The 19,058-nt window shown below is 67.3% G+C and carries 26 protein-coding genes and 2 tRNA genes; 6 read left to right on the top strand and 22 right to left on the bottom strand.

Features of this window, described 5'->3' with window-relative positions; genetic code table 11:
- Positions 1 to 50: 50 nt before the first annotated feature.
- The 15 genes from AC5FRV_RS03465 to AC5FRV_RS03395 all read right to left on the bottom strand — a co-directional run bounded on the left by AC5FRV_RS03465 (position 51) and on the right by AC5FRV_RS03395 (position 7,129).
- The gene (locus AC5FRV_RS03465) at positions 51 to 437 is read right to left on the bottom strand and encodes a DUF5518 domain-containing protein (RefSeq protein WP_493559712.1); all 387 of its coding nucleotides are present in this window, start codon (positions 435 to 437) and stop codon (positions 51 to 53) included.
- Positions 438 to 827 (bottom strand): DUF5518 domain-containing protein, encoded by a 390-nt coding sequence (locus AC5FRV_RS03460; protein ID WP_493559711.1) that lies wholly within the window; start codon positions 825 to 827, stop codon positions 438 to 440.
- 226 nt (positions 828 to 1,053) lie between these two features.
- The gene (rpsB, locus tag AC5FRV_RS03455) at positions 1,054 to 1,845 is read right to left on the bottom strand and encodes a 30S ribosomal protein S2 (protein ID WP_493559710.1); all 792 of its coding nucleotides are present in this window, start codon (positions 1,843 to 1,845) and stop codon (positions 1,054 to 1,056) included.
- Positions 1,842 to 3,047: a phosphopyruvate hydratase gene (gene eno / locus AC5FRV_RS03450; protein WP_493559709.1), complete on the bottom strand. Its 1,206-nt coding sequence runs from the start codon at positions 3,045 to 3,047 to the stop codon at positions 1,842 to 1,844. The genes rpsB and eno overlap by 4 nt, the downstream gene beginning before the upstream one ends.
- Positions 3,044 to 3,223 (bottom strand): DNA-directed RNA polymerase subunit K, encoded by a 180-nt coding sequence (locus AC5FRV_RS03445; RefSeq protein ID WP_089817262.1) that lies wholly within the window; start codon positions 3,221 to 3,223, stop codon positions 3,044 to 3,046. Before AC5FRV_RS03445 ends, eno begins: the two co-directional genes overlap by 4 nt.
- On the bottom strand, positions 3,220 to 3,420 hold the full coding sequence (locus AC5FRV_RS03440; RefSeq protein WP_089817261.1) for a DNA-directed RNA polymerase subunit N: 201 nt from the start codon (positions 3,418 to 3,420) through the stop codon (positions 3,220 to 3,222). The genes AC5FRV_RS03445 and AC5FRV_RS03440 overlap by 4 nt, the downstream gene beginning before the upstream one ends.
- Positions 3,421 to 3,431: 11 nt before the next feature.
- Positions 3,432 to 3,830, bottom strand: coding sequence for a 30S ribosomal protein S9 (locus tag AC5FRV_RS03435; protein WP_089817260.1), 399 nt, complete (start codon positions 3,828 to 3,830; stop codon positions 3,432 to 3,434).
- Positions 3,824 to 4,273 carry a 50S ribosomal protein L13 gene (locus AC5FRV_RS03430; protein WP_493559708.1) on the bottom strand — a complete coding sequence of 150 codons (450 nt, stop codon included), beginning with the start codon at positions 4,271 to 4,273 and terminating at the stop codon, positions 3,824 to 3,826. The genes AC5FRV_RS03435 and AC5FRV_RS03430 overlap by 7 nt, the downstream gene beginning before the upstream one ends.
- Positions 4,270 to 4,620 (bottom strand): 50S ribosomal protein L18e, encoded by a 351-nt coding sequence (locus tag AC5FRV_RS03425; RefSeq protein WP_089817258.1) that lies wholly within the window; start codon positions 4,618 to 4,620, stop codon positions 4,270 to 4,272. Before AC5FRV_RS03425 ends, AC5FRV_RS03430 begins: the two co-directional genes overlap by 4 nt.
- Before the next feature lie 21 nt (positions 4,621 to 4,641).
- Positions 4,642 to 4,726 (bottom strand) — tRNA-Leu (locus tag AC5FRV_RS03420).
- 106 nt (positions 4,727 to 4,832) lie between these two features.
- A complete protein-coding gene (locus tag AC5FRV_RS03415; RefSeq protein ID WP_493559707.1) occupies positions 4,833 to 5,579 on the bottom strand; it encodes a DNA-directed RNA polymerase subunit D in 747 nt (248 codons plus the stop codon).
- A 3-nt stretch (positions 5,580 to 5,582) separates the two neighbouring features.
- Entirely contained in the window at positions 5,583 to 5,972 is a 390-nt protein-coding gene (locus AC5FRV_RS03410; RefSeq protein WP_493559706.1) for a 30S ribosomal protein S11, read from the bottom strand.
- On the bottom strand, positions 5,969 to 6,490 hold the full coding sequence (locus AC5FRV_RS03405; protein WP_493559705.1) for a 30S ribosomal protein S4: 522 nt from the start codon (positions 6,488 to 6,490) through the stop codon (positions 5,969 to 5,971). Before AC5FRV_RS03405 ends, AC5FRV_RS03410 begins: the two co-directional genes overlap by 4 nt.
- Positions 6,490 to 7,026 (bottom strand): 30S ribosomal protein S13, encoded by a 537-nt coding sequence (locus AC5FRV_RS03400; RefSeq protein WP_493559704.1) that lies wholly within the window; start codon positions 7,024 to 7,026, stop codon positions 6,490 to 6,492. The genes AC5FRV_RS03405 and AC5FRV_RS03400 overlap by 1 nt, the downstream gene beginning before the upstream one ends.
- An 18-nt stretch (positions 7,027 to 7,044) precedes the next feature.
- Positions 7,045 to 7,129: transfer RNA gene (locus tag AC5FRV_RS03395), tRNA-Ser, on the bottom strand.
- A gap of 177 nt (positions 7,130 to 7,306) precedes the next feature.
- Between AC5FRV_RS03395 and AC5FRV_RS03390 the strand changes: the two genes are divergently transcribed.
- Positions 7,307 to 7,591, top strand: a complete 285-nt coding sequence (locus AC5FRV_RS03390) for a hypothetical protein (protein WP_493559703.1) — start codon at positions 7,307 to 7,309, stop codon at positions 7,589 to 7,591.
- A gap of 90 nt (positions 7,592 to 7,681) precedes the next feature.
- A complete protein-coding gene (locus tag AC5FRV_RS03385) occupies positions 7,682 to 8,737 on the top strand; it encodes an Mrp/NBP35 family ATP-binding protein (protein ID WP_493559702.1) in 1,056 nt (351 codons plus the stop codon).
- A gap of 75 nt (positions 8,738 to 8,812) precedes the next feature.
- Here AC5FRV_RS03385 and AC5FRV_RS03380 read toward each other — a convergent pair whose 3' ends face one another.
- The 5 genes from AC5FRV_RS03380 to cofD all read right to left on the bottom strand — a co-directional run bounded on the left by AC5FRV_RS03380 (position 8,813) and on the right by cofD (position 12,384).
- On the bottom strand, positions 8,813 to 9,004 hold the full coding sequence (locus AC5FRV_RS03380; RefSeq protein WP_089817251.1) for a 30S ribosomal protein S17e: 192 nt from the start codon (positions 9,002 to 9,004) through the stop codon (positions 8,813 to 8,815).
- A gap of 203 nt (positions 9,005 to 9,207) precedes the next feature.
- Entirely contained in the window at positions 9,208 to 9,807 is a 600-nt protein-coding gene (locus AC5FRV_RS03375; RefSeq protein ID WP_493559701.1) for a DUF447 domain-containing protein, read from the bottom strand.
- Positions 9,804 to 10,637 carry a triphosphoribosyl-dephospho-CoA synthase gene (locus tag AC5FRV_RS03370; protein ID WP_493559700.1) on the bottom strand — a complete coding sequence of 278 codons (834 nt, stop codon included), beginning with the start codon at positions 10,635 to 10,637 and terminating at the stop codon, positions 9,804 to 9,806. Before AC5FRV_RS03370 ends, AC5FRV_RS03375 begins: the two co-directional genes overlap by 4 nt.
- On the bottom strand, positions 10,634 to 11,380 hold the full coding sequence (locus tag AC5FRV_RS03365) for a tRNA-dihydrouridine synthase (protein WP_493560148.1): 747 nt from the start codon (positions 11,378 to 11,380) through the stop codon (positions 10,634 to 10,636). The genes AC5FRV_RS03370 and AC5FRV_RS03365 overlap by 4 nt, the downstream gene beginning before the upstream one ends.
- Positions 11,381 to 11,391: 11 nt before the next feature.
- A complete protein-coding gene (gene cofD, locus AC5FRV_RS03360) occupies positions 11,392 to 12,384 on the bottom strand; it encodes a 2-phospho-L-lactate transferase (RefSeq protein ID WP_493559699.1) in 993 nt (330 codons plus the stop codon).
- A 133-nt stretch (positions 12,385 to 12,517) separates the two neighbouring features.
- Here cofD and AC5FRV_RS03355 point away from each other — a divergent pair, with 133 nt between their 5' ends.
- From AC5FRV_RS03355 to AC5FRV_RS03340, 4 genes are all read left to right on the top strand, one after another.
- Positions 12,518 to 13,069 carry a protein-tyrosine phosphatase family protein gene (locus AC5FRV_RS03355; protein ID WP_493559698.1) on the top strand — a complete coding sequence of 184 codons (552 nt, stop codon included), beginning with the start codon at positions 12,518 to 12,520 and terminating at the stop codon, positions 13,067 to 13,069.
- 104 nt (positions 13,070 to 13,173) lie between these two features.
- Positions 13,174 to 14,397, top strand: coding sequence for an HD domain-containing protein (locus tag AC5FRV_RS03350; protein WP_493559697.1), 1,224 nt, complete (start codon positions 13,174 to 13,176; stop codon positions 14,395 to 14,397).
- A 20-nt stretch (positions 14,398 to 14,417) separates the two neighbouring features.
- On the top strand, positions 14,418 to 15,443 hold the full coding sequence (locus tag AC5FRV_RS03345) for an amidohydrolase family protein (RefSeq protein ID WP_493559696.1): 1,026 nt from the start codon (positions 14,418 to 14,420) through the stop codon (positions 15,441 to 15,443).
- Positions 15,444 to 15,476: 33 nt separating this feature from the next.
- Entirely contained in the window at positions 15,477 to 15,959 is a 483-nt protein-coding gene (locus tag AC5FRV_RS03340) for a universal stress protein (protein ID WP_493559695.1), read from the top strand.
- 15 nt (positions 15,960 to 15,974) lie between these two features.
- On the opposite strand, the gene AC5FRV_RS03335 is transcribed toward AC5FRV_RS03340, so the two are convergent.
- The gene (locus tag AC5FRV_RS03335; protein ID WP_493559694.1) at positions 15,975 to 16,907 is read right to left on the bottom strand and encodes a biotin--[acetyl-CoA-carboxylase] ligase; all 933 of its coding nucleotides are present in this window, start codon (positions 16,905 to 16,907) and stop codon (positions 15,975 to 15,977) included.
- 104 nt (positions 16,908 to 17,011) lie between these two features.
- The gene (locus tag AC5FRV_RS03330) at positions 17,012 to 18,850 is read right to left on the bottom strand and encodes an acetyl-CoA carboxylase biotin carboxylase subunit (RefSeq protein WP_493559693.1); all 1,839 of its coding nucleotides are present in this window, start codon (positions 18,848 to 18,850) and stop codon (positions 17,012 to 17,014) included.
- Positions 18,851 to 19,058 lie beyond the last annotated feature (208 nt).

The following is a 19,058-nucleotide window of genomic DNA, read 5'->3' as shown; positions in this document are numbered from 1 at the left end:
CGTCCTTCGTGCTGTACAGGTATGAACGGCAGGCCGGACTGATCCGGTTCTCAGATCCGTTCGAGCGGGTCGAGGTCCCACGTCGTGTTCGCGCGTATCCAGACGCCGACGACGCCGCCGAGCGCGCTCAGACCGACCGTGTACAGGAGGAACAGTACCGCGACGATGGCCAGATAGAGGTCGTACGCCGGCGAGGACGGCGGGACGCCGAAGCCCAGAAACGCCACGACTGCGAACGCGGCCGCGAAGAGAATCCCCAGCGGAAGCGCCGCGGCGACGCCGGCGGCGGTCCCGATCCCGAGTCCCCACAGATAGCCGTCATTGCGACGCGAAGCGGCCGCGATGCCGCCGAGCACCGACGAGAACGGGACGAACGAGAATGCGACGGTGATCGCCGCGCCGACGCCGACGGCAACGAGCGCGCTATCGCGGTTCATTCACAGGTCGACGTCCGTGTCGTACTTGATGTAGTTACCGACCCAGCCGCCGAGCGTGCTGAGACCCACCATGACGACGGTGACGGCGAGTACGAAGACGGCGACGAAGGTGAAACTGAACAGTCCCAGGCCGATACCGTCCATTCCGGGACCCATCCCGAGCAGAAGCGATCCGAAGATTCCGAAGACGAGCATGCCCAGGAGCGCCCCGGGAACGACGGCGATGAGGCCAGAGATGAGTCCGACTCGGAGCCCGTCCGAGCGCGTCCCGCCCTGGAGGTAGCCCGCGACGGCGCCGCCGAGGAACGGCGCGACCGGGACCACCGTGCTGCCCACTACGGAGACGACGGCACCGACGACGGCGTTGACGAGCGTCGCGCCTTCTTCCATGGCGTACTGTTGCCGTGGCAGGCAGAAATGCGTTCCTCCCTCACCAGCGGCTCCTCACTCGCGTTCGATGCACCGGCGAGTCGTTCGGGAGGGACGTACCAGGCGCTCGTCGGCGAGCGGCGGGGCTAAAAGTGGTCGTGGAGCGACGACTCATCGAACCGTCGGGACGAACGTACCGGCTGGTCGGCGGACGCGTACCGGGAAAAGTGACGAAGTTGCGCGCGAACTAGAGGTCGCTCTCGAAGTCCTCGAGGCCGTAGACGGTGTCGGAACCGCGGCGGTCGAGGGTCTCGTTGGCGAGCAACCAGTAGACGACGGAGAGGGCCTTTCGACCCTTGTTGTTCGTCGGGACCACGAGGTCGACGTTCGACGTCGTGTTGTTGGAGTCGCACATCGCGATGACCGGGATGCCGACCGTGATGGCCTCCTTGACGGCCTGGGAGTCACCGATGGGGTCGGTGACGACCACGACGTCCGGTTCGATGTAGCCGTCGTAGTCGGGGTTGGTCAGCGTGCCCGGGATGAAGCGGCCGGTGCGGGCGCGGGCACCCACGGACTCGGCGAACTTCTCGGCCGGGAACCGGCCGTACTGGCGCGAGGAGGCGACCAGGATCTGTTCGGGCTGGTAGTTGGCCAGGAAGTCCGCGGCGGTGCGGATTCGCTGGTCCGTCATCGAGACGTCCAGCACGTAGAGACCGTCGGTCCGGACGCGGTGGATGAACCGCTCCATGTCCTTGGTCTTCTGCTGGGTCCCGATGTGGACCCCGGCGCCGAGGTACTCCTCGACGGGGATGAGGAGGTCCGCCTCTTCGTCGGGCATGACGTCCTCGTCCAGGCTGGGGCCTGACTCGGGCTCCTCGATCTCTTGTTCGGCCTCGGCGTCGGCCTCGTCGGCGTCGGCGTCGGCGGGCGTTTCCTCGGTGTCTGGGGTCTCCTCGGCGTCCGGCGTCTCCTCGACGACCTCGTCCTCGTCGTCGGGTTCTGACGCGTCGAGACCCTCGTTTTCGTTGCCGCTCATACAGCGTTGTCCTCGATTCGGATCAGTTCGTTCAGCTTGGCGGTGCGCTCGCCCCCGACCGCGCCCGTCTTGATGAACGGGGCCGCGGTCGCGGTGGCGAGGTGTGCGATGGTCGTGTCCTCCGTCTCGCCAGACCGATGGGAGACGACGGGCTCGTACCCGCTCTCCACGGCGAGTTCGATGGCGTCGACCGTGTCGGTCAGCGTGCCGATCTGGTTGGGCTTGATGAGGATGCTGTTGGCCGCACCCTGCTGGATGCCCTGGGAGAGCCGTTCGACGTTCGTGACGAACAGGTCGTCCCCGCAGACCAGCGTCTGGTCGCCGACTCGTTCCGTGAGGTCGGCGAACGCCTCGTAGTCGTTCTCGTCGAGCGGGTCCTCGACGTAGACGAGGTCGTACTCCTCGACGAGATCGGCGATGTAATCGATCTGCTCCTCGGTGGAACGGACCTCGTCGCCGTAGACGTAGCCGTCCTCGTCCTCGTCGTACAGTTCGGCGCCGGCGACGTCCAGGCCGAACTGGATGGCGAAGCCGACGTCGTCCGCGACGGTCTCGACGGCCTCGTCGACGATCTCGAACGCCTCGGCGTCGTCGATGGACGGCGCCCAGGCGCCCTCGTCGCCCTTGCCGGCGGCGATGCCGCGCTCGTTCAGGACGTCGTGGACTTCCTGGTGGACCGCGGCGTTGGCGAAGATGGCCTCGGAGACGCTCGGTGCCCCGATGGGCGCCGAGAGGAACTCCTGGATGTGCGTCGCGTCCGCGGCGTGTTCGCCGCCGCCGACGACGTTGCCTAGCGGGGTCGGAAGTTCGTTGCCCCGGAAGGTCCCGCCGAGGTGCTGGAACAGCGGCGCGCCGAGTACGTCGGCACCCGCCTTCGCAGCGGCCATCGAGATGGCGACGGCGCTGTTGGCGCCGATGCCGGAGAAGTCGTCCGTGCCGTCGGCGGCGTGAAGCGCCGCGTCGACGTCGCGCTGGTTACCGGCGTGAACCTCGCCGACGAGTCGCGGGATGGCGTCCTCGCGAGCGTTGGCGATGGCCTCGCTGGCCGGCAGTTCGATGGCTTCGTACTCCCCGGTACTCGCGCCGCTCGGGGCCTTGCCGCGTCCGAAGCCGCCCGATTCCGTCAGCACGTCGGCCTCGACGGTCGCGTTGCCGCGTGAGTCGAGGACGCGACGGAGCCGGACGTCGGTAATCAGCGTCATTGGTTCTCGCCTCGTCGGACGGTGAAGGGCAGGACGCCAGCGTCGTACTCCTCGGCCGCGATGAGGATCGGCTGGGTCTGATCGGAGTCGATGAGGACGGGCGCACCGTAGGCGACCTGCAGCGCTCGCGCCCCGATGATCCGCGCCTTCTCGTAGCGATTTTCCTGCGCCATCATTGATACGGTGCCACGATGTCGACCAGATCCTTGTGCGAGACGAGCATCCGGCGACAGCAGTGTCGTTCGACGCCGAGTTCGTCGAGGACCATCTCGGGGTCCTCCGGATCCTCGGCCTCGCGCGTCCGTGCCTTGAATTCTTCCCAGTGCTCGCCGACGACGTTGCCGCACGTGAAACACCGGACCGGTACCATCATATCATATCACCTTAGCGGTAGGATTTCTGGTAGCGGGCCCGCGCGCCGGGGCCGCCCCACTTCTTGGATTCGGACTGGCGAACGTCGTTGACCAGCAGCGAACGGTCGAACTCCATGAACGCGTCGCGGAGTTCGGCGTCGTTCGTGTGGTCGACGAGCGCACGTGCGATGGCGGTGCGGGCCGCGTCGGCCTGCCCCATCACGCCGCCGCCCTCGACGTCGACGTCGACGTCGACCGTCTCGCGGAGCTCGTCGTCCGCGATGCGGAACGGTTCCAGCATCTTGAGCTGTGCCAGCTCCGGCTCGACCAGTTCGACCGGCCGGGAGTCGACGCGTACGCGGCCCTCGCCGTCGCTGATCGTCGCGCGGGCGATGGCCGTCTTCTTCTTGCCAGAGGTGTTCGTTACCATGTTACGTTCGCTCCGATAGATTCGCTGACGTCTCCCAGCGAGACGAACTTGATGTTCGACAGTCGGTCGAGCGAGGTGTCTTCGAGGACCTCCGCCTCGTGGTCGTCGTCGCCCTCGTAGGGGTTGCCGACGTAGACGCGGACGTTCTCGAAGGCCTCGCGGCCGCGGGGTTTCTTGTGTGGCACCATGCCGCGGATGGACCGCTTGAAGATGCCGTCCGGTCGCTTCGGGTAGTACGGTCCGCGGTCGGAGCCGATTTCCCGTCGCTTCTGGAACTTCGCGACGACGTCGTCCTCGTTGCCCGTGATGACGGACCGCTCGGCGTTGACCACGGCGACGCGGTCTCCGTCGAGGGCGCGCTGGGCGACGTTCGAGGCGACGCGACCGAAGATGCAGTCGCGGGCGTCGACGACGAGGTCGGCGTCGAATTCGGCGACGCTCATCGGATCACCCGTACCTGTGAGCCTTCGGGGTTGTTTTCGATTGCCTGTTCGAGTGATACGGCATCTCCGACCTGGTCGATCTTCTGCTCGGCGGTACCGGAGAAGTCGACGGCTGCGACGGTGACGTCCTTCTGCAGGACGCCGGAGCCGAGCACCTTGCCCGGCACGACCACGGTCTCGTCCTCCCGGGCGTAGCGCTCGATGCGCCCCAGGTTGACTTCCGCGTGGGTTCGCCGCGGCTTTTCGAGCCGCTGTGCGATGTCGCCCCAGACGTCGCCGCCCTGACTGCGGGCGGCCGACTTCAGGTCGGCGATGAGACTACTGAGTCTCGGATTGGTCTTGCTCATGACGTTCCTCCTGTGGAAAAGTGCAGGGAGCAGGATTTGAACCTGCGGACCCCTACGGGACAGCGCCCTGAACGCTGCGCCGTTGGCCAGACTTGGCTATCCCTGCGCGTAGTAGTTCGTTCTGGATGCCCCCTAAAACCGCTTTCGGTCCTCACGCTAGAGCCGTGGGGCGTCGCGGTCATCGGTGCGGTGGGGGCAGGGGTCATTCTCGCTTACAGTTGGACTGCTTCGCGCAGTTCGTCCGCGCGGTCGCGAATCGACTCGACGGCGCGGAGGGTCAGTTCGTCCACGGTGAAGGATCCGTCAGTCTCGACGTGGAACACGAACGCGTTCTCGACGTCGGTGACTTCCAGTTCCTTCCCGGGATAGCGGTTCGTGAGGTCGTTGCCGAACTCGTCGGTGAGGATCAACTCACCGTCGTCCTCGATAACGCCTCGCAGGATGTGGGGTTCCTCGTCCTCGAACTCGCCCGTGTCGCCGACGACCTCCACCTGCTGGAGGTGCCGGTAGCCGACCGCGACGCCGCCCTGATGCTTGGCGTGTTCACGGCCGCGGTCGAGGACGGCGTCGGCCTCGACTTCGAGGCGCTGGCCGTCTTTCAGGTCGATGATCGGGACGTTTTCGTCGGCCGGCTGGACGTAGTCGTCGCTGGTGACCAGGTCACCCGAGTAGGCCGTCTCCGGCCCCTCGACGTCGATGGACAGCGTGACCTCGTCGCCGACCTCGAAGTCGCCGAGATCGGTCGTCAGCGGGACGAGCCCCAGCCGAAGGCCGATCTGTTCGTCGAACATGACGCTCGAGTTCTCGATGACGCGGACCTGGTCGACGCTGAACGTCGGCACGTCCGCGACCATCGCCCGGCGGATGCCGTTGGCGAACGCGGGCGTGATGCCGCGCACGAGGAACCGGGCCTCGCGGTCGGTGCGTTCGACGAACTCGACTTCGTATTCTCCAGCCATAGGTCAGAATCCTGCGTTCTTGGGACCGCGGGTCCCGTCGTGGGGAATCGGGGTCACGTCCTCGATGCGACCGATCTCGAGGCCGGCACGTGCCAGCGCCCGGATCGTCGCCTGTGCACCGGGGCCGGGGGACTTCTGCTGGTTCCCACCAGGTCCGCGCACGCGAACGTGCACGCCCTCGACGTTCTGGGCCTTGGCCTCCTCGGCCACGACCTCGGCCATCTGCATCGCCGCGTACGGCGATGCCTCGTCACGGTTCTGCTTGACGACCGTCCCGCCGCTGGACTTGGCCAGCGTCTCGGCGCCCGTCTGGTCCGTGATGGTGATGATGGTGTTGTTGAACGATGCGTACACGTGGGCGATGCCCCACTTGTCGTCTTCAGATTCGCTCATTCTTGGTCCTCCGCTCGCGCGGGGTGCAGTTCGTCCGCGAGCGAGCTGTTCTCGTCGAAGCCGAGTTCGCCTTCTTCGTCGACCTCGACCGTCTTGCCCGGTCGCGTGACGCGGGCGTCGCCGACCGTGATGTGGCCGTGCGTGATGAACTGTCGCGCCTGGTCGGGCGTGTTGCCCAGCCCCTTGCGGTAGGCGACGGTCTGGAGACGGCGCTCCAGGACGTCGGTCACGTCGAGCGACAGGACGTCGTCGAGCGCGTCCTGCTCGTCGAGGACGCCGTAGCGCTGGAGACGGGCCAGGAACTCCGCGGCCTCGTCCGCTGCGCCCTCACCCTCGGCACGACCCAGAAGCTTCCGGGCCTCGCGGCGGTAGCCACGAAGCTCGGACTGGGCGCGCCAGAGCTCTTCCTTGTTCTTCAGGCCGTAGCGCCCGACGAGGTTGGACTCGTCGGCGATGCGCTCGCCCTGGTAGGGGTGGTTCGGCGTCTCGTAGAACTTGGTGTTGCTACCGAGCGCCATTATTCGTCACCCTCCTCGCCGGCGGCCTCGTCCTCGGCCATGTCCTCTTTGATGGCCTCGACGTTGACGCCGATGGTGCCTTCGGTACGACCGGTGGACTTGGTGCGCTGCCCGCGGACCTTCTGGCCGCGCTGGTGGCGAACGCCCTTGTAGGAGTCGATCATCTGCATCCGGTTGATGTCCTGCCGACGCTGCATCTGCAGGTCGTTACCCACTTCGTGGGTCGTTTCACCGGTGTAGAAGTCGTTCTGGTGGTTAGCGAGCCATTCCGGGACCTCGTCAGCGTAGCCCTGCACGAGGTCGACGATCGTGTCGATCTCGTCGTCCTCGAGCCGGCCGAGCGTTGCCTGGCGGTCGATCCCCGACTTGTCGGAGATGATCCGCGCGGCGCGTCGCCCGATGCCGTTCATATCAGTGAGGGCTCGCTCGACACTCTTCGTGCCGTCGAGGTCCGTCTGTCCGATACGGACGAAGTAGCGGATGTCCTCCTCCTCATCCGCTTCCTCTTCCGTGTTCTCGGGTTCTTCTGCACTCATGTGTTGTTGTGTTGTGAGCGTCGTGGCGGGGATTCGAACCCCGGAGGCTGTACGCCACAGAGTTAGCAACCCTGCGCCTTGGGCCAGGCTTGGCTACCACGACACTTCGGCGTGCGTCCAACGGACACACAGTCGGTTGTACTCGCGCCCGCTCGTACGGACTCGGGACCCGACGCCCCTACACGAGTTGTATCAGTGACTCCACGCCCCCCATATTTAAACGCAACGAAACGCCGGATCGGGCGTGAACCACTTGCACGCGGCGGGACTATGCTCCGGTATGGCACCCACCGTGGTCGACCCCACAGACAGAGCGGCACTCGCCGAAGCACTCGAACAGTTCGCCGACCTCGTCACGGAACGAGGCGACGGGACGCTCGTCGCCGAGTTCGGTGCCACCGCGCACTTCGCCGTGGAACCGGACGGCAGCGTCGACGCCGGAATGCCGCTGCACGACTTCGACGGACCCGCCGACAGGCTCGCCTTCGACCACGACGGCGGATCCGTCGACGTCGAGTTCGACGCCGACTCGCAGACCGTCGTCTACACCTTCCGTCGACCCTGAGGGGCATCGGCCTGTCGACACCATCGCCCCACCGACGTCGTCGTACGCACGTCACAATCCTTTTCGCCGGCCGACTACCTACCCTACTCCATGAACGAAGCGGACGTACGCGAGCGCCTGCGCGTGGTCGACGACCCGGACCTCGGGGACGACATCGTCTCTCTCGGTCTGGTCAACGAGGTCGAAATGGGGGACGACAGCATCGACATCGACCTCGCGCTGGGCGCACCCTACTCCCCCACCGAGAGCGCCATCGCCGCCGACGTGCGGCAGGCGCTCGACGACACCAACAAGCGGATCAACCTCACCGCCACGGTCGACCGGGGCGTCGACCCCGAAGACCAGGTCCTTCCGGGCGTCAAGAACATCATCGCTGTCGCCTCCGGCAAGGGCGGGGTCGGCAAGAGTACCCTCGCCGTGAACCTCGCGGCGGGCCTCTCCAAGATGGGCGCCCGTGTCGGCCTCTTCGACGGCGACATCTACGGTCCGAACGTCCCCCGGATGGTCGACGCGGACGAACACCCGAAGGCCACCGAGGAAGACGAGATCGTCCCGCCCGAGAAGTACGGGATGAAGCTGATGAGCATGGATTTCCTCGTCGGCGAGGACGACCCGGTCATCTGGCGCGGCCCGATGGTCCACAGCGTCCTCACCCAGCTCTGGGAGGACGTCCTCTGGGGCAGCCTCGACTACATGATCGTCGACCTCCCACCGGGCACCGGCGACACGCAACTCACGCTCCTCCAGAGCGTCCCGGTCTCCGGCGCGGTCATCGTCACGACGCCCCAGGACGTCGCGCTCGACGACGCCCGGAAGGGGCTCCAGATGTTCGGCCGCCACGACACGCCGGTCCTCGGCGTCGTCGAGAACATGTCCACCTTCCACTGCCCGGACTGCGGCTCCGACCACGACATCTTCGGCAGCGGCGGCGGCCACGACTTCGCCGAAGAGACGGAGATGCCGTTCCTCGGCGAGATTCCCCTCGACCCGTCGGTCAGGGAGGGCGGCGACGACGGGAAACCGATGGTCCTCGACGAGGACAGTGAGACGGGGGAGGCCTTCCGCCAGTTCGTCTACCGGACGGCGAACAACCAGGGAATCGTCCATCGCAAGCGACACTCCGACCGCGCTAAAGTCGAACAGTAGTCGCGGTCAGATCGACCGAGAGAGCCGCCACTCGCCGAGATTCTCACGAACGAGCGAACTGCGAGAAGACAGAACTTACGCTTCGACCGTCGCGCCCTGCTTGCTGGTGACGTAGCCCGCGATGCGGTTGCGAACGCCCTTGGACTCGATGTTGGTCAGTTCGGTGACGACGTCCTTGTTGTGCTCGAAGTCGTCGCCGAACGCGTCGGGGTATCGCTCCATCAGGATCTTGGCCGTCTTCTTGACGTATGCCGGTTTGATTGCCATGCGGGAGAGTTTCCTCGTTGGCCCCTAAAAGGATTCGAATCGGACTGGCCGAGTGCGGACGTTTATCACGGAAGACGGGGCCAGCACGCGACGTGAGCTGAGAATCGCTCCGCAGTGGCCAGCGATAGCGCGACACACCACTGCGGAGTACCGAACATCGTCGCCTGTTCGCCCCAAACCCATACACAGTCACACCGCTGACGTCACCACTCGGCGTCGACGTGGTCGGTGAGCACCGCGAACGCTGCCACCTCACGCTCGCCGCCGCAGGTCTCGACGACCGACTCCAGATGGGCGAGTCGTTCGAGCAACGCCGCGGTGTCGTAGGTAGGGACGTCCAGCCGTGAAGCCGCCACAGTCGCCTCGATTACGGCGTTGAACCCCCGGTTGATCGTCGGGACGGTCTCGCGCTCGATGGCGGATTCGATCGGTCGGAGTTCCCACTCGACCCACTGTGTCTCTCCGTCGGTCCCCTCGTCCCGACGTGACACGGCGACGCGAGCCCAGGCGTCCGCGCTCGCGAGCACTGGGTCGTCTTCTTCCCGAACGGTCATCGCTGCCTCGACGAAGTCGACGGGGTCGGCGACGAACTGGACGTACCCCCCACCACGTTCGCGGAAGTTCCGCCAGGTCCGCGTTCGTCCCCACGTCCGCGCCGTCACAGACCCGGCGCCGCCGTCGGGGGCGTGGAGACCCAGCGCGGCGACGTTCCACCGTTCGTTCGGCCCGAGCGTCGTCACGACGGACTCGGTGACGCCACGCAGTTCGACCGGCCAGTCCGCGTCGCCATCGAGCTCCGTCACACCTGGAGCCCCCGTTCGAGCGCGATGAACAACGCTGCGGCGATTATGTCGGCCGTCGTCCCCGGGTTGACGTCGCGTTCAACGAACTCGTCGGCCAGGTCGGCAGCAGCTTCCTCGCCGTCGAGGACCGCCCGTGCCCGACGCATCACTTCCTCGGCCGTCTCGCGGTCGTTCCGGGTCACGACGAACGTGTCGACCTCCTCGGCGAGCAATTCGAGGAAGACGTGTGCCGCGCGGTCCGGGACCGGTCCGTCGCGTCGCTCGATAGCAGCGGCCGCCTCGAAACTCCGGGTGAATCCGTCGACCCACTCGGCCGCCACACCGTCGACGTCCGAACTGAGTTCCATCACGTCTTCGAGCGTGAGGCGTCGGGCTTCGAGTTCCGGGATAGCGTCGGTTCCGCGACGGACGTCCAGCCCGTCGAGGTCGTCTGGCGGTTCGTCGACCGCGACGTCGACGTGTTCGAACGCCCGGTAGAAGTTCGCCGCGTCTTCGACGGTCGTTCCCGAGACGACGTCGCTGGCCCGCTCGGGAGTTAGTTCACCGGACGCCCCGGTCGCGACGAGCGGCGTCACCAGCAACAGCGCTCCGAACTGGGTGTTGCCGCCCTCCTGGTCGGCCATTCCCTCGACGGATCGTTCGAAGGCCTCGCCAACTGGGCCACCGTCGGCGGCGAGCCGAAATCCCGACTGCGCGCCGACCGCGCCGGCGACGAAGTGCTCGAATCGCAGGTCGTCGTACTCGTGGCGACGGTCGACGTTACCGGGTTTCGGCGTGCTCGTCACCTCCAGCAGGAGGGCCAGTTCGGCGTTCTGGGCGAGGGACCTCACGGCGGTGCCTCCTCTCGGAACCACGCGTCGGTCGCCTCGCGGACGCGCCGGAGAACCCGTGGATCGTCGCTCGGTCGGCCGACGCTGACGGCGTCGGCACCGTATTCCAGGTACTCCCGCACCGACGCCTCGTCCCGGACCTCGTTGTTTGCGACGACGAAGGCGTCCACGGCATCGGCGACGTCGGCCACGACTGGCTCGGAGTCCATCGCGTCGACGTGAATCAGGTCGGCGCCAACCGCGTCGAGGTCCGCAGCCAGCGCCGGCAGATCGACACCGTCGACCTCGGCGCGTACCTTGACGCCGACCGTGGCGCCGGTCGCCGTGGCGGCCTCGACCTGCTTGCACAGCCGACCCGGCTGGTGGAGCAACGCTTCGCCCGCGCGTGCGTCGCACATCTCCTCCTGGCGACAGTGGGCGTTTATCTCAAGGATCGCATCGTGGTCGCGACAGAGGTCGGCCGCGTCCTCCAGCGGAACCAGCGTCGAACTGCGCACGTTCACCGCCGGCCGGATCGGGACGTCGTCGAGGGCCCGGAGCTGTGAGTTGACGAAGTGGTGCGGGTCGGCCGGGAGGAACTCCTCGCGGTCGCGGTCGACCAGCTGCCTGGCCGCCCGACGAGTCGGCTCGTCGAGGGCGACGCCACCGAGGAACGCACAGCCGACGTAGTCGGCGGCTGCCTCGGCCCATTCGGCGTCGGAGGCCCCGCTGAGACTGGCCGCGGCGACGCGGGGCTCGAACAGGGGCCGGGAGTTCACGAAGCCACCTCCAGCGCGTCGGCGGCCGCTCGCGCGACGCGCTCGGCGTCGGCAGCGTCGTCCATCGTCGTGTCGGACCTGACGACGGGCCGGTCGAGGTCAGTCCCGTCATCGTCGTCGAGGACGAACGCGTCCGCAAAGGGGTACGCCTCCGCGACGCCGGCCGTGCTGGGTTCGCGTCCCGTCGCGGCCATCAGGTCCGCGGCCGGGCCGGAGAACACCTCGTCCTCGACGAACGGGGAGACGGCGACGACGGGCGTTTGCTGAAGACGCTCCTCGAACCCCGGCAGCGCGAGCATCGGCCCGATGCTCGTGACGGGGTTCGACGGACCGACGACGACTGGATCGTCGAGTGCGGTCAGCACGGCGTCGGTCGGCCGGGCCTCGTCGGCGCCGCGGAACTCGACGCGCTCGACGGCGGGGTCGCCGCCGCGGGCGACCCACCACTCCTGGAAGTGCTGAGGGCCGTCTGGCGTGTGGACGATAGTCGCGACGGCGTCGTCGGCCATCGGCAGGAGCGTCCGTTCGAGGCCGAACGCGTCGGCGAGCGACCCCGTCGCTTCGGTGAGCGAGTGGCCTTCGTCGACGAGTCCGGTCCGGGTGAGGTGGACCGCACGGTCGCGGTCGCCGATGTGCATGAACTCCGCCACGCCGGAGAATCGGCGCCATCGCGAGAGAGGGCGTCCGGCGGTCTGGGCGTCCTCCGGGAGGTATCGCGGTCCGGCGTCGAGGCCGGCTGTTTCGGCCAGCCGGTGGAGTTCGTCGTGCGTGGCAGCCGTGTCGTCCGCGATGCCCCACCAGCGGTTCCGGTCGATGACCTCACCGTCGAGAAAGAGGACGGTGTCGAGGTCCGGACAGACGAGGTGGCCCGCGAGTTCGACGTCGTCACCGGTGTTGCCGACGACCGTCGTCTCGGCGGGCGGGAAGACCGGGGCGGCGCCGGCGAGTAGCTTGGGGGTCCCCGTGCCACCGGAGAGGAACGTCACCATAGAGCGACGTAGGGGGTAGCGTCGTGATAAAACGTTACACAATCGGTCGGCTATCCCCACCGTCCAGCCCCAGTTGTCAGGCTTGAGAACTGCGGTGTTACCTTCAAGTCAGTCGAGGGAGACTTTCGCCCTAATGCCCGACGCACGAAACGGGTCCCCCACCGACGTCCACCGGTTCGCACCGGCGGCGCCCGAAGAGGAACACGTCTATGGCGCCTGCTGCCCCGGCTGGCACTCGACGGCGGACCACGACCACGCCGTCGACGAGTGGGCCGACTTCATGCTCGAACGGGGCATCGACCGGGTGTGCTATCTCCTCTCGGGCAATCAACTCGACAGCTCCGACGCGGACCAGGGGCGATACGAGCGAGCGTTCGATCCGGAGAACGTCCGACACGTCCCGATAGCGGACCACCACCTCGCCGATGCGAAGACGCTGGAGACGGAGTTGTTTCCCTTCCTCGACGACGCCGTCGCGAACGACGAACGGGTGGTGGTCCACTGTCTCGCCGGTATCGGTCGCACCGGCCACGTCCTCGCCGCGTGGCTCGTCCACGGCCGGGATTACGACCCGGTCGACGCCATCGAGACGGTCGAGGAGATGGGGCGCTCGCCCGCGGAAGCCGAGGAGAAGGGCAACGCGCGCCGCGGTGAACTGTACGAACTGCTCGCACACTTCGCCTGATCCGGGTGGGATCGGGCGGTCACGGGGCCGGCCAGTCAGGGGGCGAGCAATCGCAGGCCGTTCGAGGAACGCATTTTAAAGCGAGACGGCCCGAACGACCAGCCATGACCACCATAAAGGACAGCGTGCACGACCACATCGAACTCGATGGGGTCGCCGAGGCGCTGCTCGACACCGCGCCCATCCAGCGGTTGCGCCACGTCAAGCAACTGGGGACGGTGACACTCGTCTATCCGTCGGCCAATCACACGCGCTTCGAGCACTCGCTGGGGGTGTACTACCTCGCCGACCAGGCACTGACCCACCTGGGGATCGAAGGCCAGCAGGCCGAACGCGTCCGCGCGGCGGCCATCCTCCACGACGTCGGCCACTCGCCGTACAGCCACAACATCGAGGAACTCGTCTACCGCGAGACGGGGCTGTACCACGACGACGTCGACGAACTGCTCGGGACGGGCGACGTCGCCCGCGTCCTCTCCGAGCACGGCCTCAACCCCGACAGCGTCGCCGGTCTGGTCGCTGGAGAGGGCGAACTCGGCCAGCTGGTCTCCGGCGAACTCGACGTCGACCGGATGGACTACCTGGTTCGGGACGCCCACCACACCGGCGTTCCTTACGGGACCATCGATCACGAACGGCTGGTGCGTGAACTCCGCTTCGTCGACGGTGACCTGGTCCTCGACGAGGGGAACGTCCAGACGGCCGAGTCGCTCCTGCTCGCACGCGCGCTGATGAACCCCACCGTCTACCAGCACCACGTCGCGCGCATCGCGAAATCGATGCTGCGACGGGCGACGGAACGGTTGCTCACAGAGACCCAGACTGACGCATCGGAACTTCGCCGCTGGGACGACAGCGACCTCCTCGTCGCGCTCCGGAACTGCGAAGCGACGGCCGACCTCGCCGGCCGATTGAGCCGGCGAACCCTCTACAAGCGCTCCGTCTGGGCCGAGATGGACGCCGTCCCGGACCCGCTGCTCGAAAGCGACCACGAACGAGTGCGGTCGCTGGAGCGCGAGGTGGCGGACTCGGCCAACGTCGACCCCGAACACGTCGTCCTCGACGTCCCGGACGAACCGTCGATGACGGAGTCGACGAGCCGCGTCGTCGTCAACGGGCAGGTCCGCCCGCTCGCGGAACAGTCGACGCTCGTGAGCGCGCTCCGGGCCGCCCAACACGACCAGTGGCGCCTCGGGGTGTACGCGCCACCGGACGTCGCCGACCGGGTCGGTGACGCGGCCATCCGTGTACTCGGGCTGGAACTGGAGGGAGCTCGCGTGCGCGACGTACGTCCGGGCATCCACGCCACACTCGACGAGTTCAACTGACCGTGACGGGAACCACGACTATGGAACTCGAAGGGACGATTCTACGCGGGCGATCGTTCGAACCGATGGAGGGACGCGTCGTCGTCGAGGACGGCGAGATAGCGGCTGTCGAGGCCGCCGACGTCGATAGCGACCGGATAATCCTGCCTGCGTTCGTCAACGCGCACACGCACGTCGGTGACTCGATCGCCAAGGAGGCGGGGGGCGGCCTCTCGCTGGAAGAACTCGTCGCGCCGCCTGACGGCCTCAAACACCGGCTGCTCCGGGAGGCGAGCCACGAGGAACTCGTCGCGGCGATGGAGCGGTCGTTCGCGTTCATGGAGCAGTCCGGGACGGGCTCGTTCGTCGAGTTCCGCGAGGGCGGCGTCGAGGGCGTCCGGGCCATCGAGGACTCGCTGGCCGGGTCGGAACTCGAATCGGTCGTCCTGGGACGCGAGACGGTCGAGGCGATGGACGCCAGCGACGGCTTCGGCGCGAGCGGCGCGAACGACGCCGAGTTCGGCCGAAAGCGCAAGGCGACGGCTGACGCGGGGAAACTGTTCGGCATCCACGCCGGCGAGGTCGACCCGTCGGACATCAACCCCGCGCTGGACCTGGACCCGGACTTCCTGGTCCACATGGTGTACGCCGACGACGTCCACCTCGACCGCGTCGCGGACAGCGAGATTCCGGTCGCGGTCTGCCCGCGCTCGAACCTCGTCACAGGCGTCGGCGTCCCGCCCATCGCCGAACTCGCCGAACGGACGACCGTGGCGCTGGGGACGGACAACGTGTTCCTGAACAGCCCGTCGATGTTCCGCGAGATGGAGTTCACCGCGAAACTCGCCGACGTGTCGGCCGCCGAAGTTCTGCGGATGGCCACCGTCAACGGAGCCGAGATGGCGGGGTTGAACTGTGGTCTCGTCGAGGAGGGCCGCGACGCCCGCCTGCTCGTACTCGACGGCGACTCCCACAACCTCGCCGGTGCGCGCGAGGTCGTCCGCGCGGTCGTCCGTCGCGCCGGTGTCTCCGACGTGGACCGCGTCGTCGCCCCCGGCAACGCTTAACCGCTCCCCCGCGTAACTTGTTAGCATAGGACGATGTACGACCGCATACTGCTCCCGACGGACGGCTCCGCGGGGATGACGCGGGTGATAGACCACGCGGGTGAACTCGCCCACATCCACGACGCATCGGTTCACGCCCTCTACGTGGTCGACACGGCGAGCCTGACGACGATGCCGATGGACGTGTCGCTCGACAGCCTGCACGGACTGATGCAAGAGGAAGGGGAGAGCGCCGTGGCGGAAGCTCGGCGTCGCATGCCCGACGGCGTCGACGTCGACCGGACGATCACCGATGGCGCGCCCGCGACGCAGATCATCGATTGTGCCGACGAGGCCGACTGTGACGTCGTCGTGATGGGAACACACGGCCGCGGCGGCCTGAACCGCCTGCTACTGGGTAGCGTCGCCGAACACGTTGTCCGTCGGTCGTCGGTCCCCGTCGTCACCGTCCGCGTCGGCGAAGAGGTGGACCCGGAGTCCGGCGAAGAATCGCCGCTCCAGCAGGTCGAGCACTAGTCGCGTCGGGGGAGATTAGACCGGACGCAGGTGTTCGCAGTCGCCGGCGGTGACGCTCACTCGTTCGTCGCCCGTCTCGATAACCAGGGCACCGGGGAACTCGACGTCGACGGCCTCGCCCTCGACGGTCCCACCGGGCGTCTCCACGCGGACTCGCTTGCCCAGCGTCGACGCGTACTCGGTCCACTCCTCCACCGCGCCGGGAAGGTCCCCCTGCAATTCGTCGAGCGCTTCGAGCACCCGCTGGGTGAACACCCGCCGGTCGACGTCGCCGACCTGCTCTCTGATGCTCGTCACGCCCCGCTCCGCCGGGAGTGCAGACACGTCGACGTTGGCGTTGATTCCGACGCCGACGACGACCCACGAGACCCGGTCGGCCTCGCCCTGCGTTTCGGTGAGAATCCCCGCGAGTTTGTTCTCGTCGTCGCCGACCACGACGTCGTTTGGCCACTTGATCCGTGCGTCGACGCCCGCCTCGCGGGCCGCGCGGGTGACCGCGACGGCGGTCGCGAGCGTGAACGCCGGCACGTGAGCGGCGGGGACTTCGGGCTCGAGAACCAGGCTGAGCCAGATTCCACCGCTCGGCGAGGACCAGGCCCGGTCGAGTCTGCCCTTCCCGCCGGTCTGCTCGTCGGCGAGGACGACCACGTCGCCGGCGCCGTCCTGGGCCAGTTCACGAGCGCGCCGGTTCGTGCTGTCGATGCTGTCGTGGTACTCGACGTCGAACGGCCCGTCCAGGCCGAACTCCACGGCCTCGGCGCCGAACTCGGGGACGCCGTCGAGCACGTAGCCCGCGTCGTCGCTCACTATCGTGAATCCGGCCTCGCGGAGCGCCTCGACGTGTTTCCACACCGCCGCCCGCGAGACGTCCAGCGAGTCGGCCAGTTCGGGGCCGGTGACGGGCCCGTCGGCGAGGGCGTCCAGCACGCGGCGGCGCGTTGCTTGCATATCAATCGGTGTTCGCCCGACGACCAAAAACGCATCCAAGGCGGGCTGACGAACGAGCGTGAAGTACGTCGCGTAGTTCGGCGTAGACCGCAAAAGAGTGAGAGCTACTCGATCACGACGAGTCGGTCGCCCATGTCGACGGAGTCGCCCTCGCCGACGGCGACGTCGGTGACGGTGCCGCCGCGTTCGGCGACGATGTCGTTCTCCATCTTCATCGCCTCCAGCACGCAGAGGACGTCGCCGGACTCCACTTCGTCGCCCTCGCCGACGTTCACTTCGAGGATGGTCCCCTGCATCTCCGCGGCCACCTCGTCGCCGGCAGCGCTCGACCCGCCGCCACCGCCGGAGTCGCCTCCGCCGCCGGGCCGGTCGGGGCGCTGGGCGCCGCCGGACTGGTCGAGATCGCCGACGGGAATGGCGGGCGCGCCGCGCTCTTCGAGTTCGACCTGGAACCGCTTGCCGTTGACCTCGACGGTGAACTCGCGCTCGACGACTTCTTCGTCGTCGCCGTCGGCGGGTGCGGGCTCGGTGCCCCACTGTTCCTGGGCCTCCTCGATACGTTCGGGGTCGAGGTTCTCGTCGAGGTACTTCGTCGTGTGCCGGCCCGCGAGGAACTCCTCGTCGGTGAGCATCAACTGGTGGAAGGGGATGATGGTCGGGAAGCCCTGGATGTCGTAGTCGGGGAGGGCGCGCTTCCCGCGGGCGATGCACTCCCCGCGGTCAGACCCGTAGGTGATGAGCTTCGCGATCATCGAGTCGTAGTCGGTCACGAGCGAGTCGCCCTGTCGGGCAGCGTCGTCGACGCGGACGCCGATACCGCCCGGCGGGTCGTACACGTCGAACTCGCCGCCCGTCGCAGGCGCGAAGTCGTTGGCGGCGTTCTCCGCGTTGATGCGGAACTCCATCGCGTGGCCCTCCAGTTCGACGTCGTCCTGGGCGAAGGTGAGTTCCTGGCCGGCGGCGACCCGGATCTGCCACTTCACGATGTCGATGTCCGTCAGTTCCTCCGTGACGGTGTGTTCGACCTGGATGCGCGTGTTGACCTCGAGGAAGTAGAAGTCCGAATCCGCGTCGAGCAGGCCCTCCTCGTTCCGGTCCTCGTCCTCGACGAGGAACTCGAAGGTGCCGGCGTTGTAGTAGTCCCCGGCGTCGGCGCCGCGACGGGCGGCCTCGCCGATCTTCTCCCTGAGTTCGTCGGTTATCGCGGGGCTGGGGCCCTCCTCGATGACCTTCTGCTGGCGGCGCTGGAGCGAACAGTCACGTTCGCCGAGGTGACGCACGTTGCCCTGCTTGTCCCCGAGGATCTGTACTTCGATGTGGCGCGGGTTGTCGAGGAACCGTTCCAGGTAGACCGAGGCGTTCGAGAAGTACGCCTCACCCTCGCGCTGGGCGGTCTCCAACTGCTCCTCGGCCTCGTCGGGGCCCTCGACGACTTTCTGGCCCATCCCGCCGCCCCCGCCCTCGGCCTTGATCAGAATCGGATAGCCGTGTTCCTCGCCGAACGCCTTGATCTGGTCGACGTCTTCGACCGGCTCGGTCGTCCCCGGGACGATGGGGACGTCGGCCTCCCGCATGATCGTCCGGGCCTTGGTCTTCTCGCCGAGGGACTCCATCGCGTCGCTCGCCGGTCCGATCCACGTGATCCCCTCGGTCTCTTCGACCCGGCCGGCGAACTCGGCGTTCTCGGCCAGGAAGCCGTATCCGGGGTGGATCGCGTCCGCGTCGGCCTTCTGTGCCGCCTCGATGATCGCCTCCTGGTCGGTGTAGGAGTCGGCCGCCCGGGCGGGGCCGACGTTGTAGGCCTCGTCGGCGTACCGCACGTGCCCCGAGTGTTTGTCCGCCTCGGAGTAGACGGCGACCGTGCCGACTCCGAGTTCCTCGCAGGCCCGCATCACGCGAACCGCGATCTCGCCCCGGTTGGCCACGAGCACTTTGTCGAACATCAGACCGACCTCCTCGGTGTGTTCGGACGTGGACGGTCGGGCGACCCAGCGCGAGGGGTCCGACGTCGTCCGTACAAATCCGCACGTCCAGTCCGGGATTTGTCAAACATACCACTCTGTACCGACAGTCCGACCTTAAAACTATGCGGAGCGGCGTCGTCGAAACGGCCGCTCTGTGGTCCAGAACCGGTGCCTTCGCCTGACGTTG

This window comes from Halomicrobium sp. HArcel3 (genome assembly GCF_058933135.1).
This window is presented reverse-complemented; position numbering and strand designations above follow the sequence as displayed.